General features: G+C 57.0%; 20 protein-coding genes. 12 read left to right on the top strand and 8 right to left on the bottom strand.

Going from position 1 to position 23,560, the window contains the following annotated elements; all coding sequences use genetic code 11:
• Nucleotides 1-50 precede the first annotated feature (50 nt).
• Nucleotides 51-1,358: a leucine-rich repeat domain-containing protein gene (locus PSR63_RS19840; protein WP_274327418.1), complete on the bottom strand. Its 1,308-nt coding sequence runs from the start codon at nucleotides 1,356-1,358 to the stop codon at nucleotides 51-53.
• A gap of 159 nt (nucleotides 1,359-1,517) precedes the next feature.
• The gene (locus tag PSR63_RS19835) at nucleotides 1,518-1,883 is read right to left on the bottom strand and encodes a hypothetical protein (RefSeq protein WP_274327417.1); all 366 of its coding nucleotides are present in this window, start codon (nucleotides 1,881-1,883) and stop codon (nucleotides 1,518-1,520) included.
• 247 nt (nucleotides 1,884-2,130) lie between these two features.
• Here PSR63_RS19835 and PSR63_RS19830 point away from each other — a divergent pair, with 247 nt between their 5' ends.
• The 4 genes from PSR63_RS19830 (at nucleotide 2,131) to PSR63_RS19815 (ending at nucleotide 6,638) form a co-directional block, all read left to right on the top strand.
• Nucleotides 2,131-2,748: a hypothetical protein gene (locus tag PSR63_RS19830; RefSeq protein WP_274327416.1), complete on the top strand. Its 618-nt coding sequence runs from the start codon at nucleotides 2,131-2,133 to the stop codon at nucleotides 2,746-2,748.
• Between the two features lie 139 nt (nucleotides 2,749-2,887).
• Complete coding sequence (locus tag PSR63_RS19825; protein ID WP_274327415.1) at nucleotides 2,888-3,778, top strand: FAD binding domain-containing protein; 891 nt, start codon at nucleotides 2,888-2,890, stop codon at nucleotides 3,776-3,778.
• Between the two features lie 25 nt (nucleotides 3,779-3,803).
• Entirely contained in the window at nucleotides 3,804-4,358 is a 555-nt protein-coding gene (locus tag PSR63_RS19820) for a (2Fe-2S)-binding protein (RefSeq protein WP_274327414.1), read from the top strand.
• A gap of 12 nt (nucleotides 4,359-4,370) precedes the next feature.
• A complete protein-coding gene (locus PSR63_RS19815; RefSeq protein WP_274327413.1) occupies nucleotides 4,371-6,638 on the top strand; it encodes a xanthine dehydrogenase family protein molybdopterin-binding subunit in 2,268 nt (755 codons plus the stop codon).
• A gap of 13 nt (nucleotides 6,639-6,651) precedes the next feature.
• Here PSR63_RS19815 and PSR63_RS19810 read toward each other — a convergent pair whose 3' ends face one another.
• Nucleotides 6,652-8,631, bottom strand: coding sequence for a vWA domain-containing protein (locus PSR63_RS19810; protein ID WP_274327412.1), 1,980 nt, complete (start codon nucleotides 8,629-8,631; stop codon nucleotides 6,652-6,654).
• A gap of 217 nt (nucleotides 8,632-8,848) precedes the next feature.
• On the opposite strand from PSR63_RS19810, the gene PSR63_RS19805 reads away from it, so the two are divergent.
• Nucleotides 8,849-10,438 (top strand): hypothetical protein, encoded by a 1,590-nt coding sequence (locus PSR63_RS19805; RefSeq protein ID WP_274327411.1) that lies wholly within the window; start codon nucleotides 8,849-8,851, stop codon nucleotides 10,436-10,438.
• On the opposite strand, the gene PSR63_RS19800 is transcribed toward PSR63_RS19805, so the two are convergent.
• Together PSR63_RS19800 and xylB are read right to left on the bottom strand one after the other, a co-directional pair.
• Nucleotides 10,435-11,394, bottom strand: coding sequence for an ornithine cyclodeaminase family protein (locus tag PSR63_RS19800; RefSeq protein WP_274327410.1), 960 nt, complete (start codon nucleotides 11,392-11,394; stop codon nucleotides 10,435-10,437). The genes PSR63_RS19805 and PSR63_RS19800 overlap by 4 nt on opposite strands.
• A gap of 24 nt (nucleotides 11,395-11,418) precedes the next feature.
• The gene (xylB, locus tag PSR63_RS19795; protein ID WP_443111101.1) at nucleotides 11,419-12,891 is read right to left on the bottom strand and encodes a xylulokinase; all 1,473 of its coding nucleotides are present in this window, start codon (nucleotides 12,889-12,891) and stop codon (nucleotides 11,419-11,421) included.
• A 440-nt stretch (nucleotides 12,892-13,331) separates the two neighbouring features.
• Here xylB and PSR63_RS19790 point away from each other — a divergent pair, with 440 nt between their 5' ends.
• Both PSR63_RS19790 and PSR63_RS19785 read left to right on the top strand, forming a co-directional pair.
• Nucleotides 13,332-14,468, top strand: a complete 1,137-nt coding sequence (locus PSR63_RS19790; protein WP_274327408.1) for a glycosyltransferase family 4 protein — start codon at nucleotides 13,332-13,334, stop codon at nucleotides 14,466-14,468.
• Nucleotides 14,469-14,903: 435 nt separating this feature from the next.
• The gene (locus PSR63_RS19785; protein WP_274327407.1) at nucleotides 14,904-15,488 is read left to right on the top strand and encodes a hypothetical protein; all 585 of its coding nucleotides are present in this window, start codon (nucleotides 14,904-14,906) and stop codon (nucleotides 15,486-15,488) included.
• Here the strand turns inward: PSR63_RS19785 and hemG are convergent.
• Nucleotides 15,474-16,889 (bottom strand): protoporphyrinogen oxidase, encoded by a 1,416-nt coding sequence (hemG, locus tag PSR63_RS19780; RefSeq protein ID WP_274327406.1) that lies wholly within the window; start codon nucleotides 16,887-16,889, stop codon nucleotides 15,474-15,476. The genes PSR63_RS19785 and hemG overlap by 15 nt on opposite strands.
• A 103-nt stretch (nucleotides 16,890-16,992) precedes the next feature.
• Between hemG and fhcD the strand changes: the two genes are divergently transcribed.
• Nucleotides 16,993-17,940, top strand: coding sequence for a formylmethanofuran--tetrahydromethanopterin N-formyltransferase (gene fhcD, locus PSR63_RS19775; protein ID WP_443111100.1), 948 nt, complete (start codon nucleotides 16,993-16,995; stop codon nucleotides 17,938-17,940).
• An 86-nt stretch (nucleotides 17,941-18,026) separates the two neighbouring features.
• On the opposite strand, the gene PSR63_RS19770 is transcribed toward fhcD, so the two are convergent.
• Nucleotides 18,027-18,410, bottom strand: coding sequence for a hypothetical protein (locus tag PSR63_RS19770; protein ID WP_274327404.1), 384 nt, complete (start codon nucleotides 18,408-18,410; stop codon nucleotides 18,027-18,029).
• A gap of 673 nt (nucleotides 18,411-19,083) precedes the next feature.
• Nucleotides 19,084-19,713 (bottom strand): glycosyltransferase family 2 protein, encoded by a 630-nt coding sequence (locus PSR63_RS19765; RefSeq protein WP_274327403.1) that lies wholly within the window; start codon nucleotides 19,711-19,713, stop codon nucleotides 19,084-19,086.
• Nucleotides 19,714-20,145: 432 nt separating this feature from the next.
• Between PSR63_RS19765 and PSR63_RS19760 the strand changes: the two genes are divergently transcribed.
• From PSR63_RS19760 to prfB, 4 genes are all read left to right on the top strand, one after another.
• Nucleotides 20,146-20,985: a hypothetical protein gene (locus PSR63_RS19760; protein WP_274327402.1), complete on the top strand. Its 840-nt coding sequence runs from the start codon at nucleotides 20,146-20,148 to the stop codon at nucleotides 20,983-20,985.
• A gap of 363 nt (nucleotides 20,986-21,348) precedes the next feature.
• Complete coding sequence (gene hisI / locus PSR63_RS19755; protein ID WP_274327401.1) at nucleotides 21,349-21,738, top strand: phosphoribosyl-AMP cyclohydrolase; 390 nt, start codon at nucleotides 21,349-21,351, stop codon at nucleotides 21,736-21,738.
• A gap of 64 nt (nucleotides 21,739-21,802) precedes the next feature.
• Nucleotides 21,803-22,267, top strand: coding sequence for a RidA family protein (locus tag PSR63_RS19750; RefSeq protein WP_274327400.1), 465 nt, complete (start codon nucleotides 21,803-21,805; stop codon nucleotides 22,265-22,267).
• Nucleotides 22,268-22,431: 164 nt separating this feature from the next.
• Nucleotides 22,432-23,542, top strand: a protein-coding gene (gene prfB / locus PSR63_RS19745) for a peptide chain release factor 2 (protein WP_338000652.1) whose coding sequence is annotated in 2 segments (ribosomal slippage) — nucleotides 22,432-22,500 and nucleotides 22,502-23,542 — 1,110 coding nt in all. Because the reading frame shifts where the segments join, the coding sequence is not laid out codon by codon here.
• Nucleotides 23,543-23,560: the final 18 nt, after the last annotated feature.

Below are 23,560 nucleotides of genomic sequence, written 5' to 3'. Positions count from 1 at the left end.
GCCCCTGCGAGCGAATCGCAGAGGCTTCTCTGATTGTCTAGGTCAGCCGCTTAGAAGCTCACATCCAGCTTGGGATTGGCTTCTTTCAGTTGCTCCACGCCGTCGTCGTAGATCTGCGTGAAGTTCAACGTCAACTTCTTCAAGTTGGTCAACGAGTTGAGGACAGGAATCGATTCGTCCGAAATCGAGCTGTTCTCTTTCAGCGACAAGCTGGTCAGCGAAGTCATCCCTTCCAGGTGCTTCACGCCGGCATCGCTCAGGGCACAGTTCTGCAGATCCAACTCTTTCAGCTTCTTAAGATTCTTCAGAGGTGCCAGGCCGTCATCGGTGATGAAGGTGTTCCACAAGTTGAGCGACTCCAGGTTTTCGAAGGTTGCCACAACGGCTACCCCTTCGTCGACAAAGGGAGTTTCGCTCACGTCCAGAGCTTTCAGCTTGGTCATCCCTTTGAGTTTGTCCATCTGCTCGCCACGGACCGGCGATTGGCGGAACTTCAGGTCTTCCATGTCCGTCATCGCGGTCAGGTACTGCATCCCGTCGTCAGTAACCTTGGTACGGAACAGGTGCAACTTCTTCAGCTTGACGCAATCCTTGATGTGCGCGAGACCTTCGTTCGAGCAGGCAACTTCGTTCAGTTCCAGCGTTTCCAGGTTCTCCATACCGGCCAGGTAAGCCATGCCTTTGTCGGTGATCTTCTTGTCACGCAAGTTCAGGAATCGCATCTTGGTCAGGTCGGCCAGGTGAGCCATCCCTTCGTCGCTGATGAACGCACCTTCGGTTCGCAGCACTTCCATGTTCTTCATCTGGCCGACAAACTTCATCCCTTCGTCATCAACGTTGCAGTAACGAACGTCCAGGTAACGAACTTTCGGGAACTGGGTCGCGATGATCTCCAACGACTTGTTGGAAATGTTGTTGCGACGCAGGCCAAACGCAGACAGATTCTTCGAGTTGGTCAAGTTTTCGATGCCCTTGTCCTCGATCACGCAGTTCGAGAAGTCAACGTCGCGAAGCTCTGTCAGATCCTTCATGAACCCGGTGACGTCGTCGGTGATTTCAGCACCATAGAACTTGACCACCTGAAGTTGCTTCAGCTTGGCGATCGGAGCGAAGACGTCGTCGTCTTCCACCACGACGGCCGAGAAGTCGGCGCGAATCACGTTGCCGTTATCGTCCTTGGTGAGCTTTCCACCAAGTTCCTCCAGCGCTGCCACGGCTTCCGCATCGTCTGCTTCAGGCTTGGGTGCAGCGGCCGCTCCCCCTTTTCCGTCAGGTGAATCGGTAGGAGTGCTCGTCGGGCATCCGACACAAAGCGGAAGGGCAAGCAGAACAATACCGAGAATCCAAAAACGATTCATGAAGAATAACTTCCTTAGGCAATGGCGGGCATTAACGGAGGATAGGTAATCCGTTTAGGCTACAGCACACCGCAAAGGTTCGCAACCAATGAAATAGGGCCCTCGGCAAACATCGCCCAGGGCCCTATCCGGAATCTCAATAAACTTGTTGCTGATTGCTTATTTGTGCTCGTTGTGACAAGCCTTGCAATTCATCGCCTTTTTCAACTTGGCATCGGCGCCTTCTTTGCCTTCGACGGTTCCCTTGGCCGCGGCCAACAAAGCTGTCGTCTTTTCCTTCCAGCTTTCTTCGCTGCCCTTGTGAGGCGGATTCTTGGCCAACGATTCCAGCATCTCCAGGACGACCTTCTGATCTTCTTCGCTGGCTTCGCCCTTGGCGACCTTAGCGACCAGACCGCCCTTGAAGCCCTTCTTCATAATGTCTTCGGTGCTGTACTTCGAATCTTTTCCCTTATCTGCCAAGGCAACACCGCTCAGCAGCGCAACCGAAAGCAAGCCAATCAGCACGAGCATAACACGCTTCATTTCATCATTCTCCAGCACATGGTAGCCACACAGTTGTCGGCAAAATCGCTCGATTCCGCCCAATCCGCCCCATACTAATCTTCCGGAAATCAAAATTCCCCTATCCCAGGCCGAAAATAACCAACTTTGGCCGGAATGAGATCCTTTCTCAAAAGCGAGGCGATCTCAGCCCATACACCATTTGTGGGATAGGCTTGGGGTAAAGGAACACAGGCAACTTAAAAGATACCTCGAAGATCGGTGCGTGATGAGCTTTTACGAATATTGGTGCGAACAGTACGACCCTCAACCGGTTGGCAACGTCGAGCTCAATACCGAGCACGTCGCCCAGCAAAGCGAGTGGGTCGTCTTTTTCAAGCTGATTGCCGCGACCTTGATGGCCGTGGGACTTTTTTGGCTTCCCTTCCATTTTTTGCCGCTGACCGGCTGGCACAGTGTCGTGGTTGCCGCGGGAATTCCGTTGATCTACGTCGGCCTGGCCTTTTTCTTTGTCCCCCAGGCCAACACCGACAACCTGGGCTGGCTTGGCGGGATGGTCGACGACCCCTTTCATATCTCCGACGACTGGAATCGCTCGCTGATGTTCTTCAATGCCGTGCTCGGCCCTGGCCGCTTCATCGCCGGGACGATGCTCGATGTTGCATGCCTGTTAGGAGTCATCAAGAGCGATCCCATTGCGATGTCGGATGAATATTACCGGCAGCAAATGGGCTACTCCGACGACTACACGACCGCCAACGCGACGATGACGGAACTTCCCAGCGAAGAAGAGCAGATCGCCAACTCGGACATGTCGCGGGAAGAAGCGAACCAAGAACGCTACGGACTTTCGTCGGCCCGCTTCCTGCTGAACAACGACGAGTAATCTCGCGTTCACGTCAACGTGCTGTTGGTTTGCTTGACACTCGATCGTGAACTCTCGATATTGAGGGCGAACCCTCACGGAATGCGGTCCCTGCCCCGCTCCTTCGCCCCAAACTTCTCTGTCAAGAAACGGAGTTCGCGTGCAAGCTTTCACGTACCATGCGCCCCGTACGATAAGTGAAGCGGTTGAACTTCTGTCATCCGCCAGCGGAAAGTCTGTGTTTCTCGCTGGGGGAACCGACATCCTAGTTCAACTGCGAGAGAACCTGCGACACGCCGATCACGTCATCGACATCAAACAGATCGCGGAACTTTCCAAGCTGGAAACGACCGCCGAAGGCGGACTTTACCTAGGCGCCGCGGTGACGTGCTCGCAGGTCCAAAAAAGCCCTCTGACGGAAAAGTATTCCGCTCTGCGTGACGCGGCCCTCATCATTGGCGGCTGGCAGATCCAATCGCGTGCGACCATTGGCGGGAACCTTTGCAACTCTTCGCCTGCGGCCGACAGCGTACCTGCCCTGATGGCTTTAGGGGCGGAAGTCACGTACGCACTGCCCACCGGAACACAAACTTGCAGCGTCAGCAAGTTCTGCACCGGTCCCGGGAAAAACGTCATGAACGGCGAGGGGCTGCTCCTATCGCTGACCCTTCCGTCACTGGGTAAAACATCGGGCTCGGCCTACGAGCGATTCATTCCTCGTTACGAAATGGACATCGCCGTTGCTTGTGCCGGCACTTACATCGAACTGGCAGATAACGGCACCATCAGCCAAGCACGCATCGCATTGGGTGCTGTGGGTCCCAAGGCAATTCTGGCAACCGAAGTAGCCGAGGGTTTAAAGGGTCAAACGCCCAGCGACGACTTAATCGAAGACGTTGCTCGCCAGGCCGCTACGTTGGCAACGCCGATCAACGACATGCGTGGCACGATCGAATTCCGCCAGCAGTTGGCCTACGTCCTTGTCAAACGAACGCTCCACACGGCCCTGCTTCGAGCCGCCGGCCAGGTCGTCGCCACTCATCCAAGCTGATTCACAACTCCGGGAAAGCCCAACCATGTCAGGTAAAGCCCCAGCGAAAATGGCCATCTCGACCACCATCAATGGCCAATCCTATGACTTCCTCTGCGAGCCGCGACAGAGCTTGCTGGAAGTCTTGCGGGACGTCGTGCAATTAACCGGCGCCAAAGAAGGCTGTAACAACGGCAACTGTGGCGCGTGCACGGTCCTTCTCGATGGCGAGCCGGTCAACAGTTGTATTGTCTTGGCCGTCGAAGTGCAGGGACGCGAGCTCACCACCATCGAAGGCATCGCCGACAAAGGTGCCCTGCATCCGATTCAACAATGCTTCCTGGAAGGTGCGGCGCTGCAGTGTGGCATCTGCACGCCTGGTTTCATCGTGGCGGCGAAGGCCCTGCTCGATAAGAAACCGAATCCCAGCGAAGAGGAAATTCGCTTTGCCCTGGCTGGCAATCTCTGCCGCTGCACCGGGTACGACAAGATCGTTCGTAGCGTTCAAGCCGCAGCCGAACGCATGAGCGCCGGCGATGCCCCCAAGCAGAATCCGCAGCCATCGCAAACCAGTCAACAGCAAGCCCAGCAGCAACAATAGGAAAGCCCTGCTATGAATGGATCTCCGATTTCCTATAGCGACAAGAAGTACAAGGTGCTGGGCACGCGACCGATCCGGCATGACGGAACCGACAAAGTCACCGGACGGGCCATCTACACCAACGACGTCCACTTTCCGGACATGGTGCACGGTAAGATCCTCCGTAGCCCGCACGCGCATGCCAAGATCAAATCGATCGATACGTCGGCAGCCCAGGCACTCGACGGCGTGGTCGCCGTCATCACCGGCAAAGACTGGCCACACTTGAAGGACAAGGTCGCCAATCTCGGCGAAGGTTCGGTGCACCTGTCAGACCTCAGCGAAAACTGCATGGCCATCGATAAGGCACTGTACAAAGGGCATGCAATCGCGGCCGTTGCCGCTCGCAACGTTCACATCGCCGAAGAAGCGTTGGCCTTGATTCGCGTCGAGTACGAAGTCCTGCCGTCGGTCCTGTGGGTGCAAGATGCGATGCAGGACGATGCTCCGATTCTGCACGAAGAGCTTCGCACCGATCACATGGGTACGAGGGGAGACAAACCGACCAACATCGCCAAGCATCTTCACTTCGAGCAAGGGGACGTCGACGCGGCCATGGCTTCCGCTGATGTCGTGATCGAGCGCGAGTTCAAAACGGCCACCGTCCACCAAGGCTACATTGAACCGCACAACTCGATCTCCCACTGGAACGAAGATGGCAAGCTCAAGGTCTGGACCTCGACGCAAGGTTCCTTTACCTGCCGCCAACAAGTAGCCGAGCTTCTGCAAATCCCTCTTTCTCGCGTCACCGTCACCCCATGTGAAATCGGCGGTGGCTTTGGCGGGAAGATTGCTGTCTACCTGGAACCGGTCGCGGCGTTGTTGAGCCGAAAGTGTGGCCGCCCGGTGAAGATGGTCATGCAGCGTGACGAGGTTTTAGAAGCTACCGGCCCGACGCCTGGTTCGTACATTCGCGTCAAAATCGGAGCCACGAAAGAAGGCAGACTCGTTGCGGGCGACGCTTACCTGGCGTACGACGCCGGCGCTTACCGCGACGGGGTGATTGGTCCTGGCTGCATGTGCATGTTCAGCTGCGTCGACTTACCCAATGCTCGGGTTCATGGATACGACGTCTGCCTGAACAAACCGAAAACCCAAGCGTACCGTGCTCCTGGAGCAACCCAGGCCGCGTTCGCCTTCGAGTCGGTCATGAGCGAATTGGCCGACCAGCTCGGCATCTGCCCGCTCGAACTGCGCCTGAAGAACGCAGCCAAGGAAGGAACGCGTCGGGTCGATGGCCCGGTCTATCCGCGGGTAGGGCTCGTCGAGTGCCTGGAAGCGGCCAAGCAGAGCGACCACTGGAACACGCCGCTAGAAGGGAAGAATCGTGGCCGCGGCATTGCCGCTGGCTTCTGGTTCAACATTGGCCTGAAGTCGAGTGTCTCGGCCACGGTCAACTCTGACGGAACGATCAACCTGCTGGAAGGATCGACCGACATCGGCGGTACCCGCACATCGATTGCCATGCAGCTTGCCGAAACTCTGGGCATCGCCGCCGAAGACGTGCACCCGAAAGTGGTCGATACCGACAGCGTGGGCTACACCGACGTCACCGGCGGCAGCCGCACCACATTCGCCACTGGCCTTGCGGCCTACGAAGTGGGACTCGATCTGCGAAAACAGCTCTGCGAACGTGCGGCCGTTCTGTGGGAGTGCGACGCGGAGGAAGTTCGCTTCGATAGCGGTACATTCCTTAGCGGCGACAAGACGATCACCTTTCGCGAACTTGCTGAAAAGCTGCCTGAGATCGGTCAGCCGGTCGTTGGACGGGCCTCGATCTCGAAGGATGTTTCCACCAATGGCTTCGGCGTGCACATCTGCGATGTCGAAGTCGATCCGGAAACAGGCAAGGTTCGCGTCCTGCGTTACACGGCCATCCAAGATGCCGGCAAAGCCATTCATCCCAGCTATGTCGAAGGACAGCTGCAAGGCGGAGCCGTCCAAGGGATCGGCTGGGCCCTCAACGAAGAATACTACTACCGCGACGACGCCACGATGGCCAACGCCTCGCTGCTGGACTATCGTATGCCCACGTGTTACGACCTGCCGATGATCGATACGATCATTGTCGAGGTCCCTAATCCGGATCATCCGTATGGCGTTCGTGGGGTGGGCGAAACACCGATCGTCCCGCCACCGGCGGCGGTGCAATCGGCGATCTATCATGCCTGCGGCGCACGGATGTTCGAGCTTCCCATGTCGCCACCGAAGCTGTGGAAGGCGATCTCGCAGCTAAGCTGATCTAAGCGCGTAATTAGAGTTTTGGAATCTGCACCGGCATCCGCGGTGGTCCGCCGGGTCCGACTGGCCGCGGTCGATTGATTCGACGCGTGTCGAAAAAGATCGGTTCGAGCTTCACCCCGAAGCCGCGTTTGATCTCCCAGCTGGCTCGCGTGGCCCACGGGGTGCCTTCGTGTTCTTGCATCACGAACTGCAGCACATCCCGCGAGAGGGAGATGTCGTCTTCGGTCTTGTCCGGGGCCGATAGCTCGTCGGCCGTATTCAGCCGCCAACCGCGGAATTCCATGTAGCCAGGCATTTGTGGTGGCACCGGAGGATTCTCGGCGAAGTTGGTCAGGTAGGCACCGTACTCATAGGCACGAGCCCGGTAGGCCAGCAGTTGACCGTACAGCAAGTCGTAGTTGGCATTCCAACGCAGCGAGTTCGATTCGTCTCGCAGATGCCGATTATCTTCCGCGGCTTGGATCGCTCGGTCCAGGTACGTGATGTAGGTGATCATCTTGGCTTGCTGCTGCCGGACCTGCTGGCGAAATCGCTGCAAGTCGTTGCTGAAGACCTGCTGAATCTCGATCACGTCGGCAACGCTTTCCTCGTATGGATTCAAATCGTAGATGATCTTGGTGACGAGGGTCTTGAGCGGATCGCTTTTGACTTCGCCGACCTGCTGCATACGCGAACTCAGGTTCGGCCGATACATGTCCATCGTCTTTGGTTCGTAGCGGCGATCGATCGCGTTGTTGATGTTCGCCTCTTCACCAGGCAGCATGAAGAAGATGCCGCCGGTCTCTTTCGCCATCCGGACTTGCTCGAACGGACCAAAGCCACTGGTCAGTGCATCGGTCCGTTTGCCGAACCCATCGGTCTGCAGTTGTTCGACCAGGGCAGCCTCCGGACCGCGGTCGACCGGCAACAAGTGAATCGTTCCTTCTTCGGGATGCATCCACTGCACATGGGCGAAGGGATAACCAAAGATCGCTTCACGCCCCAGGATGAAAACTCGCGTGTCGGTGGCCCTGGCGATCGAGATCGCTTTCTCAAGTCGTCCTTCGTTGTCTTGCGTGTTGCCACTCTCGTCGGTCACGACAATCAGTGCGACCTTACGATCGGCGATCTTGGCGTAGCGGCGATGTAGCGTCAGCACTTCGGCCACGGCCGAGCTGAACATCTCTTCGCCGGATGGATCGACCGGCACCGCGGCGATGGCCTCGTCGACTTCTTGAGGGTCAGCCGTTGGCGCCCTGGTATGCAGTTGAAAGCCTTGCCCGAAGCTGGCCACGCCGGTCGTCAGAGCATCTCCCTTGGCATGCTCGCTGAGCCCGACCTCGGCGTAGATTCGATGAATGCGCTGACGAATCTTCGCTTGATCGTCCTTCATGCTCTCCGACTGATCGAACAGCCAGATAACCAGGACCTTGTTCTTGGAAAGCATCCAGATCAACTCTTGCGAGATCTGGTCCATTGCTTCCTGGTAGTCTCCGACGACTGCCTGGACCGAGCCGACCGTACCGATCGGCATGTCTTCGATCAGCGAATCGACATCCTTGGTCAGCAGGGCTTCCGCTTGCAGGGCCACCAGCGGAGCGTTGGCAAACTCCGTGGGAGGCATCTCCAGCTGCGGAGCTTTGAGCGAGGCCTCGACCATCCCGTCCAGTCCTTGCTCGGTCGTGGTCAGATTCGCGAGCGTCATTTCCTTGGCGATTTTGTCCGACTCGTCGAGTTCGACTTCCAGCGGTCGGTCGCGGTCTTCGACGTCCGGCTCGAGCACGATCAATTCAATCTTCCGATCAGGCGGATCGATGATCGTGAACATCGCCATCGCCATGACCAGCGAGAAATGAACGATCAACGAAACCATGAACGATGCCGAGTTCTGGATCGTTTCAAAGCGAAGCCATCGGCCTGAGCCGCCGTGTTCTGCATGCTCTGCTAGCGCACCATCCCCGTCAGGCTGTTGTGGCGAAGACCAGTCGGCGGTAGGGGCAGGTCGATCCATGCTTACCGGTCAGCAAGGGAGGAATGGATTTCGTTGACTACTTAATCCTAGAAGAAGATCCCATTTACCGCCATGGATTTTCTCGGCCCTGGGCAGGCTCGTCCGAATTTGCTGGCATTTTCTCCCCCAACTGGTCTGGATGCATTTCCGCGGATTTGATACAGCACAACCAACTTGCGCAATTTTTTCGATAAAACTCGCTCCAGCCGAGGATGCCGTGTCCGTACTTCGTAATCTTTTGATCGTGGGACTCTTAGTCTGTGTTGCGTACAACGGGTACGTAATCTACCGCAATCAGATGGCCTCTTCGCCTTCCGAAGAATCTATGGCTGCTGAAGAAGCGCCGTTGTTTTCCGAGGAAGCTTTTACGGAACTGGCCGAGAATCGAAGCCAGGTAGCCGTGCAGCAAGTGCCCACGGTGCTAACGTCTGAACAAGCGACTCCGAAGGACGAGTTCGTCGCGAACCCGGTCCTCGAGAATCGCCCCGGTTCCACGCCAGTGATTCCGGTCTCGGCCAGCGGCCCAACCACCAAGCCGGCAAGCCGCTTCTCGGCAGACACCGTGGCGCACGAAGAGCCTCAGCCAGCTCCGGAAGAAGAATCGCTGGAAATTGAAGACATTACGCCCAAGGTCCTTTCCTTTGACGATGCCTGGGCTGAAATTGAACAATCCGAAGCTGCATTTACCTGGGCTACCGCGCTAGAGCAGATCCAGCGTCTGGCCTACCGAGAAGACCTTACCGACGAGCAGCGCGAGCAGGTTCTGGCCAAAGGGGACGAGCTTGCCAAAACGGTGATTTTCTCTGCCAACAAGCACTTAGCGAAGCCTGCGATGACGTTTCTGCCGGGCATGAACCTGGAAGAGGTTGCCCTGGATCATGAGATCCCGGAAAGCTTCCTACGTTCGATCAACGACTGGGCCGATGACCACAATCCGACGCCTGGCGATTCAATCAAAGTCCTGCAAGGTCCGATCAAGCTGCATGTCGACCTGCCGTCGAAAACGATTCGCGTGGCCATTGGCGATCTTTACGCCGGTCACATCGCGATTGGGCAGCATTCCATCGAGATTCCAGAAGAATGTACGCTTTCGGCCGACACCATCAATGAGATCACGCTGCTCTCCTTGGGTGAGGTTGCCGTGGTGATCGATACCGAAAACCAGATTCCCGACGCCAACTCGCTACTGGTTACGGCCGAAGATTGGGTACGGCTGCGAGCCCTCGCCGGCGAATCGGTCAAGGTTTCCTGGACCGATATTGTCGCTCCTACCGCACCGACTGTCGCCGCGACCGACCCAGTTCAAGAACAAATGCAAACGCCGGTTGCTGCCGAAGAACCGCTTGAGCCTGTCGATGCGTTGAAGATGGAGATCTTCACGCCGTCGGCCATCGCCATCCAAGGCAAACCGGTCCAGTACGGCATCGAAATCACCAACCTGAGCGATAAACCCAGCGACCTGGTGCAAGCCGTGGTCAATCTTTCCGAAGGGATCGAACCGATCAAAGTCGAAGGTCACACCGGCCGGATCGCCCCAGGCCAAGCCCTGTTCGATCCGCTGACCATCGACGCCGGCAAGAGCATTCGCTTGACCGTGACCATTGAAACGAAAGAAGCTGGACAGTTCCTGATCCGTCCTGAGCTGCAATGTGGTCGACCGGAAACACGCTATGCGACCGAAGTTCAGCTTCGCGTTGCCGCGGCCGAATCGATTTCCGCCGAAGCCGAAAAGAACGAAGTCGAGGCGACTCAGCCGAAACAGTCGATCGCGGAAGCCCCACAGAATCCAGCCAAAGAGATCCGCTAAAACGGCAGATCGATCCCGATCCCCGGATTCTCGGCGGCTCGCTGCAGAAACTTAGTGCCTAGCGCGACATCTTGAATCGCCAAGCCAACCGTTTTGTACACGACGATGCTGTCGGTATTGTTTCTGCCAATGACCGTACCGGCGATAACATCTGATAAGGAGACGGCGACGTCCCAGTCGAAGTAGCCTTCCTCTTGGGCGAGCAAGTAGTCGCCTGCCTCGCCCTGGCATGCTTCGATCGAGTCGCAAACCCAATTATCGGCGCGGCGAATGGTCACCACGTCGACTTCCCGCTTGAACGCCCAGTTCCCACCCATCGCGCAGACCAGGGCTCCCTCGGCAAGCAGATTGCCATCGAAGACGGGGTGTTTGCTGGTCGTGGCCGTGATCACCAGCGGAAGATCTTCCACGGCATCCTTGGGATCGTGAACCGGTACGATTTCAATCTGGCACTTGTCGGCCATTCGCTCGGCGAACGACTCTCGCTTCTCCTGATCACGCGAGTAAACAAATGCCTGGGTCAGGGGAAACTCGGTCGCCATGGCTTCCAGCTGGGATTCGGCCTGCCAGCCGGTACCAAAGAGCCCTAGCTGCGTGACCGGCTTTTTGGCGAGGTAACGAGCACCCACGGCGGAGGAAGCGGCGGTACGCATCTGACCGAGCTTATCGGCCTCGATCAACGCGACCATTTGCCCACTGTCGATATCGTAGATACCGACCATGAACTTGGCCCCGATCCGCGTGGTGCTGTACATCTTCCAGCCGGCGGTTCCCAGGTATTCCGCCGAAGCGTGCATGCCGTGCAGCACAAACCCTGGGGCACGGGCACGATGCCGAGGAACGTTTTCGGCGCCACCGGTACCGAGTTGCCGAAAACTTTCGTCAACCACTTCAATGGCTGTCGCCATATCGAGCAGTTGGTTCACTTCCTGCTCACGGTAAAATCGGCACGTCATGTCGCCACCTCATTTCAAATGAGATCAGTCGCTGAGGCTCCCCAGCTTCTTGAAGTCGTCTTTGAGCGACTGATACAAATCTTGATACACCGGGAATGCTTTATCGTAGTACTTCTTGGCCGCGCGATCAGGCTTCGTTTCTGCCACTTCGCTAATCGTTGCGGCACAGGCCTCTTGAATATTCTTATAAGCCCCAGCACCGGTCGCCGCCAACAAGGCAACACCAAACGCTGGTCCTTGCTCTGCATTCAGCTTAACAACCTTTTTGCCAAACACATCAGCCTGCATCTGTCGCCAGAACGGACTCTTGGCACCACCGCCACCTGCGCGAACCTGGCGAACGGGAATATTCATCTGGTCGAGCACTTCCAGACTTTCCCGCAACGAGTAGGTCACCCCTTCCATGATCGCTCGCGTCAGATGAGCACGCTCGTGCTTCAGCGTGATTCCGATAAAGCAGCCGCGAGCATCCGGGTCGGCATGCGGGGTACGCTCGCCGGCCAGGTACGGCAGGACCATCAAGCCTTCGCTTCCCGCAGGGACGGCTTCGGCCTGCTTCATCAGCGTCGAGTAAGGATCGCTCTTGCCGCGTGGACCACGCATCTCGGCGCACAGTTTCTGGACGAACCATTCCAGCGTACCAGCAGCACACAGCGTGACACCCATCATGTGCCATTTGCCACGAACCGCATGGCAGAAGGTATGCAGACGTCCTTCCGGGTCGGCGGCCATTTCGTCGCTATGCACGAACATCACGCCGCTGGTCCCCAGGCTGCTGGCCAGGATCCCTTTCTTGACGACCCCGTTGCCCAAGGCATTGGCCGCACAGTCCCCTGCCCCACCAACCACGACGCACTCGGTGGTCAGACCCAACTGCTTGGCAGCCTTCTTGGTCAGGTTGCCGGTGACATCTTCCGATTCGTAAACTTTGCCCAGCAGATCGGTGTCGAGTTCCAACTTGGAGAGTAGTTCCGTCGACCAGGCCCGCTTCGAGACATCCAACAGCAGCATGCCGCTCGCATCGCTGACTTCGGTCGCGTACTCGCCGGTCAGACGGCGTCGGATTTCGTCCTTGGGAAGGAGCACTTTCTTGAGACGCTCGAAGTTCTTTGGCTCGTTGTTGCGTAGCCATAGAATTTTGGGAGCCGTGAATCCCGTCAGGGCCGGGTTGGCAACCATCTTGATCAGTTTCTTCCGACCGCCGGCACGCGATTCGATCTCCGCGCATTCGGCAGCGGTACGCTGGTCATTCCAGAGCAACGCTGGACGGATCACCTCGTCGTTCTCATCGAGAAAGACCGATCCATGCATCTGCCCCGATAGACCGATTGCCTTCACGTCCTCAGGCTTCGCCTTGGCTAGCTGAACCACCTTCTTCACCGTCTTGACGGTTGCCTTCCACCATAGCTCCGGATCTTGCTCGCTCCAAAGGGGTTTGGGGTGCGATGCGGGGTAGCTAGCAGAGGCTTCAGCCAAGATCGAACCATCTTCGGACATGGCGATGGTCTTGGTGCCGGAAGTTCCGATATCGATTCCCAGGTAAATATTCACAGGGGCTAATCCTCAAGAGAGCTTGATGTAGGGGCGTCTTTACGGGAATTAGGACGAGTAGAAGGTCCTATTTTGCCCTATTTTCCCTACAGAACCAAGCCGATGGGGGTCTCATATGGCTCAGGTTGTTAACTTCTTACGCTAGTTGTGATTGCAGTCGGGTACTGCGGGTTCTACGGGCAAATAACTCTTATCTCAGATCGGTATTCCATGGCACCGATGAAACAGGTAGTCTCTCGTCGTCTGGGAGCTTCGCTTTCATCAACATTTATTGATACTGCAACTCCTTTTCCAGACATTGAGACTGCCAGCTGTGAAGGAAGCCAGCGCTGCTATCTCAAGGAAGAACGAACGACTCAGGCCGTCGTTCCCAATAACGCGACTCCATGCTCAATCCACCTCCACGTATCGTCCTCGATCTCGAGAAGTCTCGGAACGGCTGTTCCGGGCTGGGGCAATTTGCCCGCAATCTCGGACGTGCTCTGACCACAGAAATGAGCACTCGCGGCCTGCGACCGATTCCCTTTGTCACCGCAGCTCAGGCGAATGACTTCGGTACGTCAGATGCCATCGAGGCAAAGCCCTGGCGAAAAGAGATCTTCCAACGCTGGTATCGCTGGACCCAAATGGGACGTACGCCTGACTATGCGTTGTGGCATGCGACACACCAACAAGCGAAGTACCTGCCGCTGAATCCCAAGACGCGCGTCTTGTTGACGATTCACGACCTGAACTACTTGCGCGAGAAGAAGGGCGCCAAAATCGATCGCGAGCATCGTCGCGTCGCTCGACTAATCCGCCGCGCGGATGCCATCACGGTCATCTCAAAATTCGTGGCTGGGGAAGTGAAGTCGCATTTCGACCTACACAACAAGCCGTTGCAGGTGATTTACAATGGCCGGCCCGACGTAAATCAGTTCGTCGCTCATCAGCCAACATGGCTCAATGCAAGCCGCCCTTACCTGTTCAGCATTGGCATTATCGACCGGAAGAAAAACTTCCACGTCCTGCTCGATCTCATTGAGCGATTACCCAATCATCAGTTGGTGATTGCGGGCCAGAACCATTCCGAATACGCCATGGAGATGCGACAGATCATCCAGGAGCGTAACCTGGCCGATCGCGTTTGCCTGCCGGGACCGATTAGCGACGAAGAGCGGCAGTGGCTTTATGAAAACTGCGAGTCGTTCGTATTCCCGTCTTTGACAGAAGGGTTCGGACTGCCTCCGATCGAAGCCATGACGGTCGGTAAGCCCGTTTTCCTCGCCCGACGTACAAGCCTGCCTGAGATAGGCGGCCAGAGAGCTTTCTATTGGGACAACTTCACGCCGGATCACATGGCCGATGTTTATCATCGCGGCATGAGCGTCTTTAACGCGTCCCCCGAGTACCCTCAACTTCTACAGCAAGCCGCTGCACGATTCAGCTGGGAAGATGCCGCTCGACAATATGTCGACCTTTACCGCAGCATCCTGCAGCTGGAAAAAGTGGAATGCTTCCAGCCGACACTGGTTGCAGCGTAAAGAATTCTACCCCTAATTTGATGTAATGCCGTCCGGGGCGTCATTGCTACACCATTTTAGGGGATTTCCCTTGACTCCGCTCAAGTTGGGGGGTAATCTGCACGATAAGCAAGATATCACATTGGATGACTTCGAGTTTCAAGCTCATCGGATTGGCTTATCCAAGCCTGCCTGTGGCAACTCGTCTTATGAAACATAGAATTTGTTCCCATTACCTAGTCATAACCTCATTCTGGGGCAGGGTATCCTGAGATACCAGCTGGAGGTCGGATTGCTAAGCGATCGTAGGTAATGGGAACTTTTTCTTCTTCTTGACCACCCTGGTCCCCGCGTAACGTTTCTCCCCTCGCAAACCCTCTAATCGTTAAAGTCGGCACATCTGCCGAGTCGATACATCAAGAGACGGGGGGCTGTCACTACTGCAGGAATGCGCGGATGAATATTGCAACCGCTTTACCACTAGGGATCGGTGCGGCGTCGATGGCCGCCGGAGCGGCCAAGCAACTTTCCGAAGGGGTCTTCTCGCTGCTTCAAGGAGAAGCGGAACCGAGCCAGGAAACCACCTTGACCGATGCCGCCTCTCTCGAATCGTTCCTCGCTGCCAGTGGCCTTCTCGGTGGCAATGCCGGCGAGCTCCAAGATCAACTCGGGCGTTCGCTGGAAGATCTCGAAGACCTGCTGCGCCGCACGTTCCATCAAGCCGGACAAGACCTGCCTGATTCGTTCCAACTGCGAATCGATCCCAATGGGCAAATCGCGGTCGATGGAGCCGACTCCTTCGCGCAGCAAGCCAAAGCGCTTCTGCAACAGTCTGAAGAAGCCCAGCAGTTGCTCGCTCAAATCGCCGCGCAGACGTCCGCGATTCAAGCGGCCACCAACCAGCAAGCGTTTGCCCAACAGTACAACGACGACCCCGAAGCAGCGCTGACGGCGCTACAGAAAGCACGAGAAGAACACGCGGGTCTCGATCTCACCTTCTTGGAAGGCCAAGTCGCGAGCATCAACCTAGCGGCTGCTTAGATAATCCAACACGCGCTTCGCCGCCTGTTCGCCGCTTTGAATACACTGCGGAACGCCCACGCCTCGATAGGCATTGCCGGCCAGTTCGAAACCAGGCAGCCGGGCCGCTTCTTCCTCGAGCGTTGCGACCCGATCGAGATGCCCGAGATGATACTGCGGCATCTTTCCCATCCAACGCGTGACGAGGAACTTCTCAGGCTCACCATTCAGGCCAATCAACTCGCCGAGTTCTTTCATGACGACTTGCTTCATTTCGTCATCGGAAAGATCGGCCAGTTCAGGATGACAGGCGCCACCCACGAACACGCGGATGATCACCTTTCCTTCAGGAGCACGCCCCGGAAACTTGGCACTGGAAAAACTGCCGGCCAGGATCTTGCGGTTTTCGATCTCTGGCACCACGAACCCAAACCCAGCGACCGGTCGACCGATCTGCTTTTCATCCACCGCCAAGATCGCCACGCTGCATCCCGCGTAAGGAATGGCCGCGAGGTTCTCAGTAAGAACGGGAAACGCACCGAGGACTTTCGACGCGTGAGGAGCCGGCAGCGCCATGATGACCGCATCGAACGCGTACTTCTCGTCAGGCGTTTGCACAGTCCAATGATCGTCGGTCTTTTCGACGGCCGAGACCGGTGTGTTTAAGTGAATCGCTTGTCCTGACAGCCGCTCCTGGAGCCGTTGGATCACGTCTCCCATGCCCTGCTTCGGTGCAACGAACATCGAGTAGCGGGCACCACTCTCATTCTTTTTACCAGCGGCTTCCTTGCGTTGCGCAGCCTTAATCAAGCTGCCGTGCTTCTGCTCCATCTCCACGAACTGCCGCAAGGTTGCCTGGATGCTTAGCTTGGTTGGATCGGCCGTATAGATCCCGCCGATCAACGGCTGCACGAGCCTTTCGTACGCTTCCTTGCCGAGACGTCGCGTCACGAACGACTCCAGGCATTCGTCGGAAGTCTCCTCACGTATGGGAACGAAGTACTCCTTCGCTAGTCGCAGCTTTCCAGCCCAGCTCAAGATCGGAGTCGTAATCACCGACCACATCTTGCTGGGGGCCATCAGCACAAAACCGTCCGGTACCGGAAACAGCTTGCCATTGCGCACGACATACGCCTTGCGCAACGCTTCGTTGGTCGGCAGCAGTTCTTCTTCCATTCCCAGCCGGCGACATAGATCGAGGGCGTACGGAATATTGGTAATGAAGTTGTCCGCGCTGTTTTCCAGCAGATATCCATCGTCGGTCTTCGAGGTTTGCAGAACACCACCCAGGCGACTGTCCGCTTCAAACAGATGAATGTCGCACTCCGAGTTCAGTTCCAGCAGCCGATGCGCAGCGGAAAGTCCGGAAATACCACCACCGATAACCGCAACTCGGGGCCTGGGCGCTTGTTCGTCCATCATTCAATCGGAAAATCTGCGAGGGAGGGAATTCAACACGTATCCTCTATTGTAGATCGCGGACATGGATTTGGTTACCCAGGCCAAACGTAGTGCGGGGTTGGCAATGCTCTTTGGGCGGGGGAAGATAGAAGGTCTTGATCTCTTTCCGAACCCGGGGAATGCACCTGTGCAGATTGGCAACACGCAGATCGTTGATACCTTCGCCGAAGCGTTTGGCATGGTCTACACGCGGCTGATTATCACCGCCTTCGACGACCACTGGCTACGTGCGGCGACCACCGAAGTAAGTGGCTACGGCAGCAGCGTGATTGCCTGCGATGCTGAAGTGGGCGTCGAGCGACTGCTTTCCGCGGAAGAATCCCCCGACGGTCGACCGGGTGCTATGGTTCTGGCCTTCGGCTTCTCGGCTGATGCGCTCGCCAAGGCGATCACCAAGCGGGTTGGCCAATGCGTGATGACCTGCGCCTCGACGGCCGTCTTTGATGGAATTCCCGAGGCCGAAAAGCGCATGCCGCTGGGTAAGTCGCTTCGCTACTTCGGTGACGGATTCCAGAAAAGCAAGGTCATCGACGGCACACGCTACTGGCGAATCCCCGTGATGGACGGAGAATTTTTCTGCGTCGAATCGCTCGGCATCGAGAAAGGCGTGGCCGGCGGAAACATTATCTTTCAGGCCGTCGATCAGCAGGCCGCCCTGACCGCGGCCCGCCAAGCCGTCGAAGCGCTCGCTCCGCTGGCCAATGTCATCGCTCCCTTTCCTGGGGGCGTGGCTCGCAGTGGCAGCAAGGTCGGCTCGAAATATAAGAGCCTGATGGCTTCGACCTCCGATACCAACTGCCCTACCCTACGTGGCCGCGTCGAGTCGCAGGTCGTCGAAGGAGCGAACTGCGTGCTGGAAATTGTCTTAGATGGCACCAGCGAAGAAGCCGTCGCCGAAGGTATGAAAACGGCCATGCATGCCGCAGCCACTGATGGGGTACTCGTCATTTCGGCCGGTAACTACGGTGGAAAACTGGGCAAGTTCCACTTCCACCTGAAGGACCTGGTCTAGCTCAGGCAAGAAAGTAACGAACCCAGGCCGCATCCGAGCAGCCTGGGTACCAGGGGAAAGTTCGTTGTCCGAAGCGCGATTGAAACTTAGTCTCGCATCGCACCGACAATGGAATCACAGGAAATGCGCCGTTCGGCGATCTGACCAAGATCGTTCAACGAACGACGCTGGCCTACATTGTTCCAGGCATTGATGTCAGCCAGTTCCGGCATCAAGTCGACCAGCTGATCGACCAGCACCTCGGCCAGAATTCCAATGTTGGCTTCCTGGGTCCGTTCGGAAATGGCTTTGACCGTTTTCATAATCCGCACCAGCTTGGCACGCTCACGAATCGGCGACGAAAGATTGTTCTGGGGTTCTTCCAGAAGGTCCGCGATCGGCACATCCAGGATGTCGGCCCATTGCGAGAGTTGCGAGACCAAAAGGTCGGTGTCAGGCTTCTCTTCTTCACGCACCTGAGAAGCGGGCATGCCCAACTTTCTGGAGGCCGTGCGAAGCGAAACACCTTGTTGCTTGCGAAGTTCGCGGATGCGATGCAACTTACGAGGGGACCTGTTGCCCATCTCGGAAGGCGCGTACGCGTAAACCGCGGGGTCCATAGTAAATGGAACCGTTGCCATTAGAAGTCCTCCCTTGTTCCGGAGGCTCAACCGACTGCCGCAGGGCCATAGTCGATAGCAACGTAGAGACAGCACCACAGTGATCTCACTCGATAGCGCATGCGCCGAGAGTAAGTCTTCAATGGGAATGCTTCTTGTCTGTTCCGTTTACTGCGATCTAAGGCCGATTAGCTGGGGTGCCTAATCCCGTCTGCTAAGCCTGTGTTTTGAAGTCTAGCAACGCCCTCGAGGAGAAACAGGACGCGACCGAACTTCGTGATAAGTGTGCCTGAAAACGCTCCAAGCATCGGAATGATTCCGAAGCTGCCGTGGGGTCCCTCGCCAGCGATCAATGCCGGAAAGTTCACCATGGTTGGAAAATGAGGAAAATATCGCCTGAAACATTTTGAAGGCACTGGCTGATTCTATCGAATGGTTCCGATCGAATCAAGAGTTTGCAACTTTTATCGGAAAATAATTCGCCGCAACTCTAACGGTAAGGGGCAGCATCTGGACGAACCGCAAACCCTTCTCAAATTGCCTGTTATTCGCCGGTCGCGAATTCCTGGATGCGTCGTAAGAACCGAGGCATTTTCAGACGGGGTGCTGGCGGCTGAACCGCTTCGCTCGACGCCGCAGAGGCTGTTTCTTCGGGCACCGAAACTTCCGTAAGCGATTCCAGCTCGGCGATGTCCGCACCCCAACTCGACAATCGCGATAGCAGATCTTGCTCTAGCGGCTGCGGGTCGCCTGGCAGCAGCGGCTTGGCCGGCTGTGGCTTCGCAGGCTGAGCAATTGGCTGCTGCGGCATGACACCTGCGTGAGCAGCCGAAGCGTCGATATGCATCGCCCACAGCGATTGAATATCTTCGGTCGTCAACTTGCGATCCATATCCTGAATCATCACGACCTCGCCAGCGGCGGCGGCCAGTCCCAGATCGATCGCCGTTGCTTTACCTTGCTGGGGCGAATATCGACGCGAACGTACCTGCGGATAGCGGCACGAGATTTCATACAGGACTTCTTCAGTCCCGTCGGTCGAACCGTCGTCCACGATCATCAATTCAAAATCGGTTGTCAGATCGGCAACGATCTCCAACAAACGATCCACCTCGGCAACGATGCTCGACTGAACATTGTGGACCGGAATGACAATACTTAGTGACTTCTTCACGACGGAACCTCAGCAGGACATGGGGGGATCAACGATAGCTGGTGATGGGTGGTCCCAAAACGCCGCAGGGCGACCCAACAGTTATCGATTCGGCATCCTGCTTCCATTGACTACACCGCTAGCGAACACAGTCCGAATGTGCGGGGTCTTCTGGTCAGACCGATTGATCACGGCAGGCCAGATCTGCCGTTTGCATGGTGCTTTCGCGTGAGAGAGGACCAACCACGGATTTCACCGATGGTCACGGATAGAAAGTAGGGCCCGCGCCAGCGCGGGTCGCGAAGTGGGTACCAGGGTTCCGACTACAAAAAACTTCTCGCGCGCACTATCTCACTGAAGCACTCCGCTGATAGATTGCACGTACACCCAACGAAGCAATCTTGCTTCTTGGGCGTGCGAACTCGTAACCAATCATCAACACACAAATACGTCATGTCCCATCACCACGTCGCACAACTTGAAACGCACGGAGCAGGCTCAACTGAGCACGCTCCGCAGGTTGCCGTGCGCGATGGGAACCGGCTTCTGTGTCCCTGCTGCGGCGAAGTGTTGATGCATCTTGCGGTCGAAGAACCTTGTGAAGAACCCTCGCCGACGCCGGAACCGGCTTACCCTAAGCCGCCCGGCATGCGACCTTCCCCGTGGGAGGCAATCGCGCGTCGGCAAGACGCACTCAAAGAAGCAGCGTGGGAGGCGTTCCAACAGGCCGAGCGAGCCAAACAGGAAGCACGTCATGCCCAGTTTCTTGCGTCTGACGATCCTGGTTTCTGCGCCGACTACCTGACGGTGCCGATCGATCCCCATGTCGCGGCCTACGACTTCCCCGAGGAAGATCCACCGCAGTTGCCCAGTCCGAAGAGGACGAAACAAAATCGCGACGAAGACTCACCAACACGCCGCAAGCGGCCAAAACGCTGGAAGGATCTTCCCCTCGAACAGCCGTACACGTACCAAGAGAAACGGTACCTGGCGTGGTCCTTCTACCGGCTGAAGCTGCAAGATTTGGAACTGCAAGAGAAGATCCATACGAAGCAGACCAAGATTGAGTGCCTGCGTCGTGAGCTGGGCGCTTCGCACGAAGTGCCTGAGTACGAACCGTACTTACCCAGCGAAGACGTGCCGAAGGTTTGCCCTCATGTCGAGGTCGTGGAGTTCGATCTGCTGTACTGGATTGACCAGGTAAGCGTCGCACAACACGCCCAAGCAGACTTGGGCGTGGCACCCGGTCTGGCGCTCAACGAGAATCAACCCAACGAACGCGGCCCGCCATGAAGCTCTTGTCCCCTCTCCCTCGCAGAGCCAGGGTGAGGGTTTCCTGAGCGCCCCTTCACCAACATCGCCAGACATAAGTTCCGAACCGATCGGAACCCGGCTTGGGCATGCGCTGTCAACAAGCAATTTGCCCCCTCACCCTAACCCTCTCCCCATAGGGGCGAGGGGACCGGAGAATCTGGGTGCCACGCCCAAGTCTGCTTGGGCGTGCGGGCAAAGTTCGCGCATGCGCTCATCTTCTTGAGCGGCAACGACTAGCGTGTTGTTGTCGCTGGCTCCCCGGTTGCCGATTCACGCAGAAACAGCCACACTTAACCGAATTGATTCCCTTTTACTCGGCCCATTGTTGAAGAGTACCCTGCGATGTCCATCTCCCTCCCCCGCGAGCCCGACTTTGAAAAGGCCGGCGGTCTGGTGCCTGCGATCGCGCAAGATGCCGACAATGGCGAGGTGTTGATGATGGCCTGGATGAACCGCGAGGCCTTCCAGGAAACGCTCGCCACCGGCCGGGCAGTCTACTTCAGTCGCAGCCGCGGCAAACTGTGGCGTAAAGGGGAAGAGAGTGGCCATCAACAGCAGGTCCGCCAGATCCTGGTCGACTGCGATGCCGATACGGTTCTGTTGAAGGTCGAACAAAAAGGGGCTGCCTGTCACGAAGGTTACCGAACCTGTTTCTTTCGGGAAGTAGGCCCCAGCGAAACCAAGATCGTCGGACAACGTCTGGTGAACCCAGACGACGTTTATAAGAAATAACCATCCTGTTACCTCTGCCCACAGAGGCGAGGGGACAGGAACCTTTTAAACCGAAAGAATCATCATGAGCTTTGATGCCAACCTGGAAGCTTTGAACGTCGAACTGCCGCCAGCCCCGAAGGCCATGGGTCTTTACAAGCCAGCGGTCACGGTTGGGAACATGGTTTACCTCTCGGGACATGGCCCCTTGAGCCCGGACGGCACGCTTCAATTGGGCAAGGTGGGCGTCGATGTCGATCAGGAAGTAGGCTACGCCGCCGCACGCCAAACCGGCCTGGCCATGCTCGCAACCCTGAAGGCGCACCTCGGCAGCCTCGACAAGATCAAGCGCCTGGTGAAGACGTTCGGCATGGTCAACTGCGAAGATGGCTTCACCCAGCAACCGGCCGTGATCAATGGCTTCAGTGAACTGATGAAAGAGGTCTTCGGCGAAGATTGCGGCATCGCCGCTCGTAGTGCCATCGGCGTGAACGCCTTGCCGGCTGGCATGACCGTGGAAGTCGAAGCCATCTTCGAATTGAACGACTAGTTCCAAACCAGTCCCCTCTCCCTTCCCAAGGGAGAGGGCTAGGGTGAGGGTTGGAGAGCTGGTACCAGGTTCGCCCCCTCACCCTAACCCTCTCCCCGCAGGGGCGAGGGGAGCAAGAATTGCAGTAATCGATTTATCCCCCACGAACCTTTCTCGGATCCACTATGGAACGCGAGTTTTACGATCGAGCAGAAAGCATCCGACAGCGACTCCTTCAGTTAAAGGACTCTCTTTGACTACGCTGCCAAGCAGCAGCAGCTGAAGGATATTGAGCAGCGGATGTCCGCCCCTGACTTTTGGGACAATCAAGAGAAAGCCCAAGAGACGGTCGGGCAAATGAAGTCGCTCAAGAGCCTGGTCGAACCGTTGGACGCGTGCCTGTCCGGTATCGAAGATCTGGATGTGATGCTCGAGATGGCCGAGGAAGATGATTCCCTGGCCGACGAGGTCCCGGGCACGATCGAGAAGCTCGAGTCCGATCTCGAGACGCTGGAGCTGAAAGCCCTGCTCGACGGACCGTACGACAACTGTGGTGCGATCGTCACGATCAATGCTCGCGACGGGGGTACCGACGCCAATGACTGGGCAGAAATGATGCTCACGATGTATGGCCGCTGGGCGGACCAGAACGAGTACGACGTCGAACTGATCGATCGCACCGACAACGAAGAGGCCGGCATCAACAACGCCACCTTTGTCGTTCGTGGTCCGATGGCTTACGGCTACCTCAAAGGGGAAACGGGCATGCATCGCCTGGTGCGTATCAGCCCGTTCAACTCGGAAGGAAAACGCCAGACCAGCTTCGCGGCGGTCGATGTCTCGCCGGAAATTCCCGATAGCGAAGAAGTCGACATCGACGAAGAAGACGTCCGCGTCGATACGTACCGCGCCAGCGGTGCAGGTGGTCAGCACGTGAATAAGACCGATAGCGCGATCCGCCTGACGCACGTCCCCACCGGCATCGTGGTGCAGTGTCAGCAGGAACGAAGTCAGCATAAGAACCGGGCCCAAGCCTGGAAGATGTTGCGTTCGCGCATTGCTCGCGTCGAGGAAGAGCGCCGCGAAAGCCAGCAGGCCGAAAAGTACAAGACCCAAGCCAAGGTCGGTTTCGGCTCGCAGATTCGCAACTACTTCCTGCACCCCGATCAACGTGTGAAGGATGCCCGCACCGGCTTTTACATGGGCAGCTTCCATAGCGTGATGAACGGCGAAATCCAAGGCTTCCTCGACGCCTACCTGCGGTGGCGCGTCGGCCAGGAATCGCCGCAAAACTAGCAATCAGGAATACCATTC

Source organism: Bremerella sp. P1 (assembly GCF_028748185.1).
Lineage (GTDB): Bacteria > Planctomycetota > Planctomycetia > Pirellulales > Pirellulaceae > Bremerella.
The sequence above is the reverse complement of the archived record's forward strand: the minus strand, read 5'-3'. Positions and strand labels throughout refer to the sequence as shown.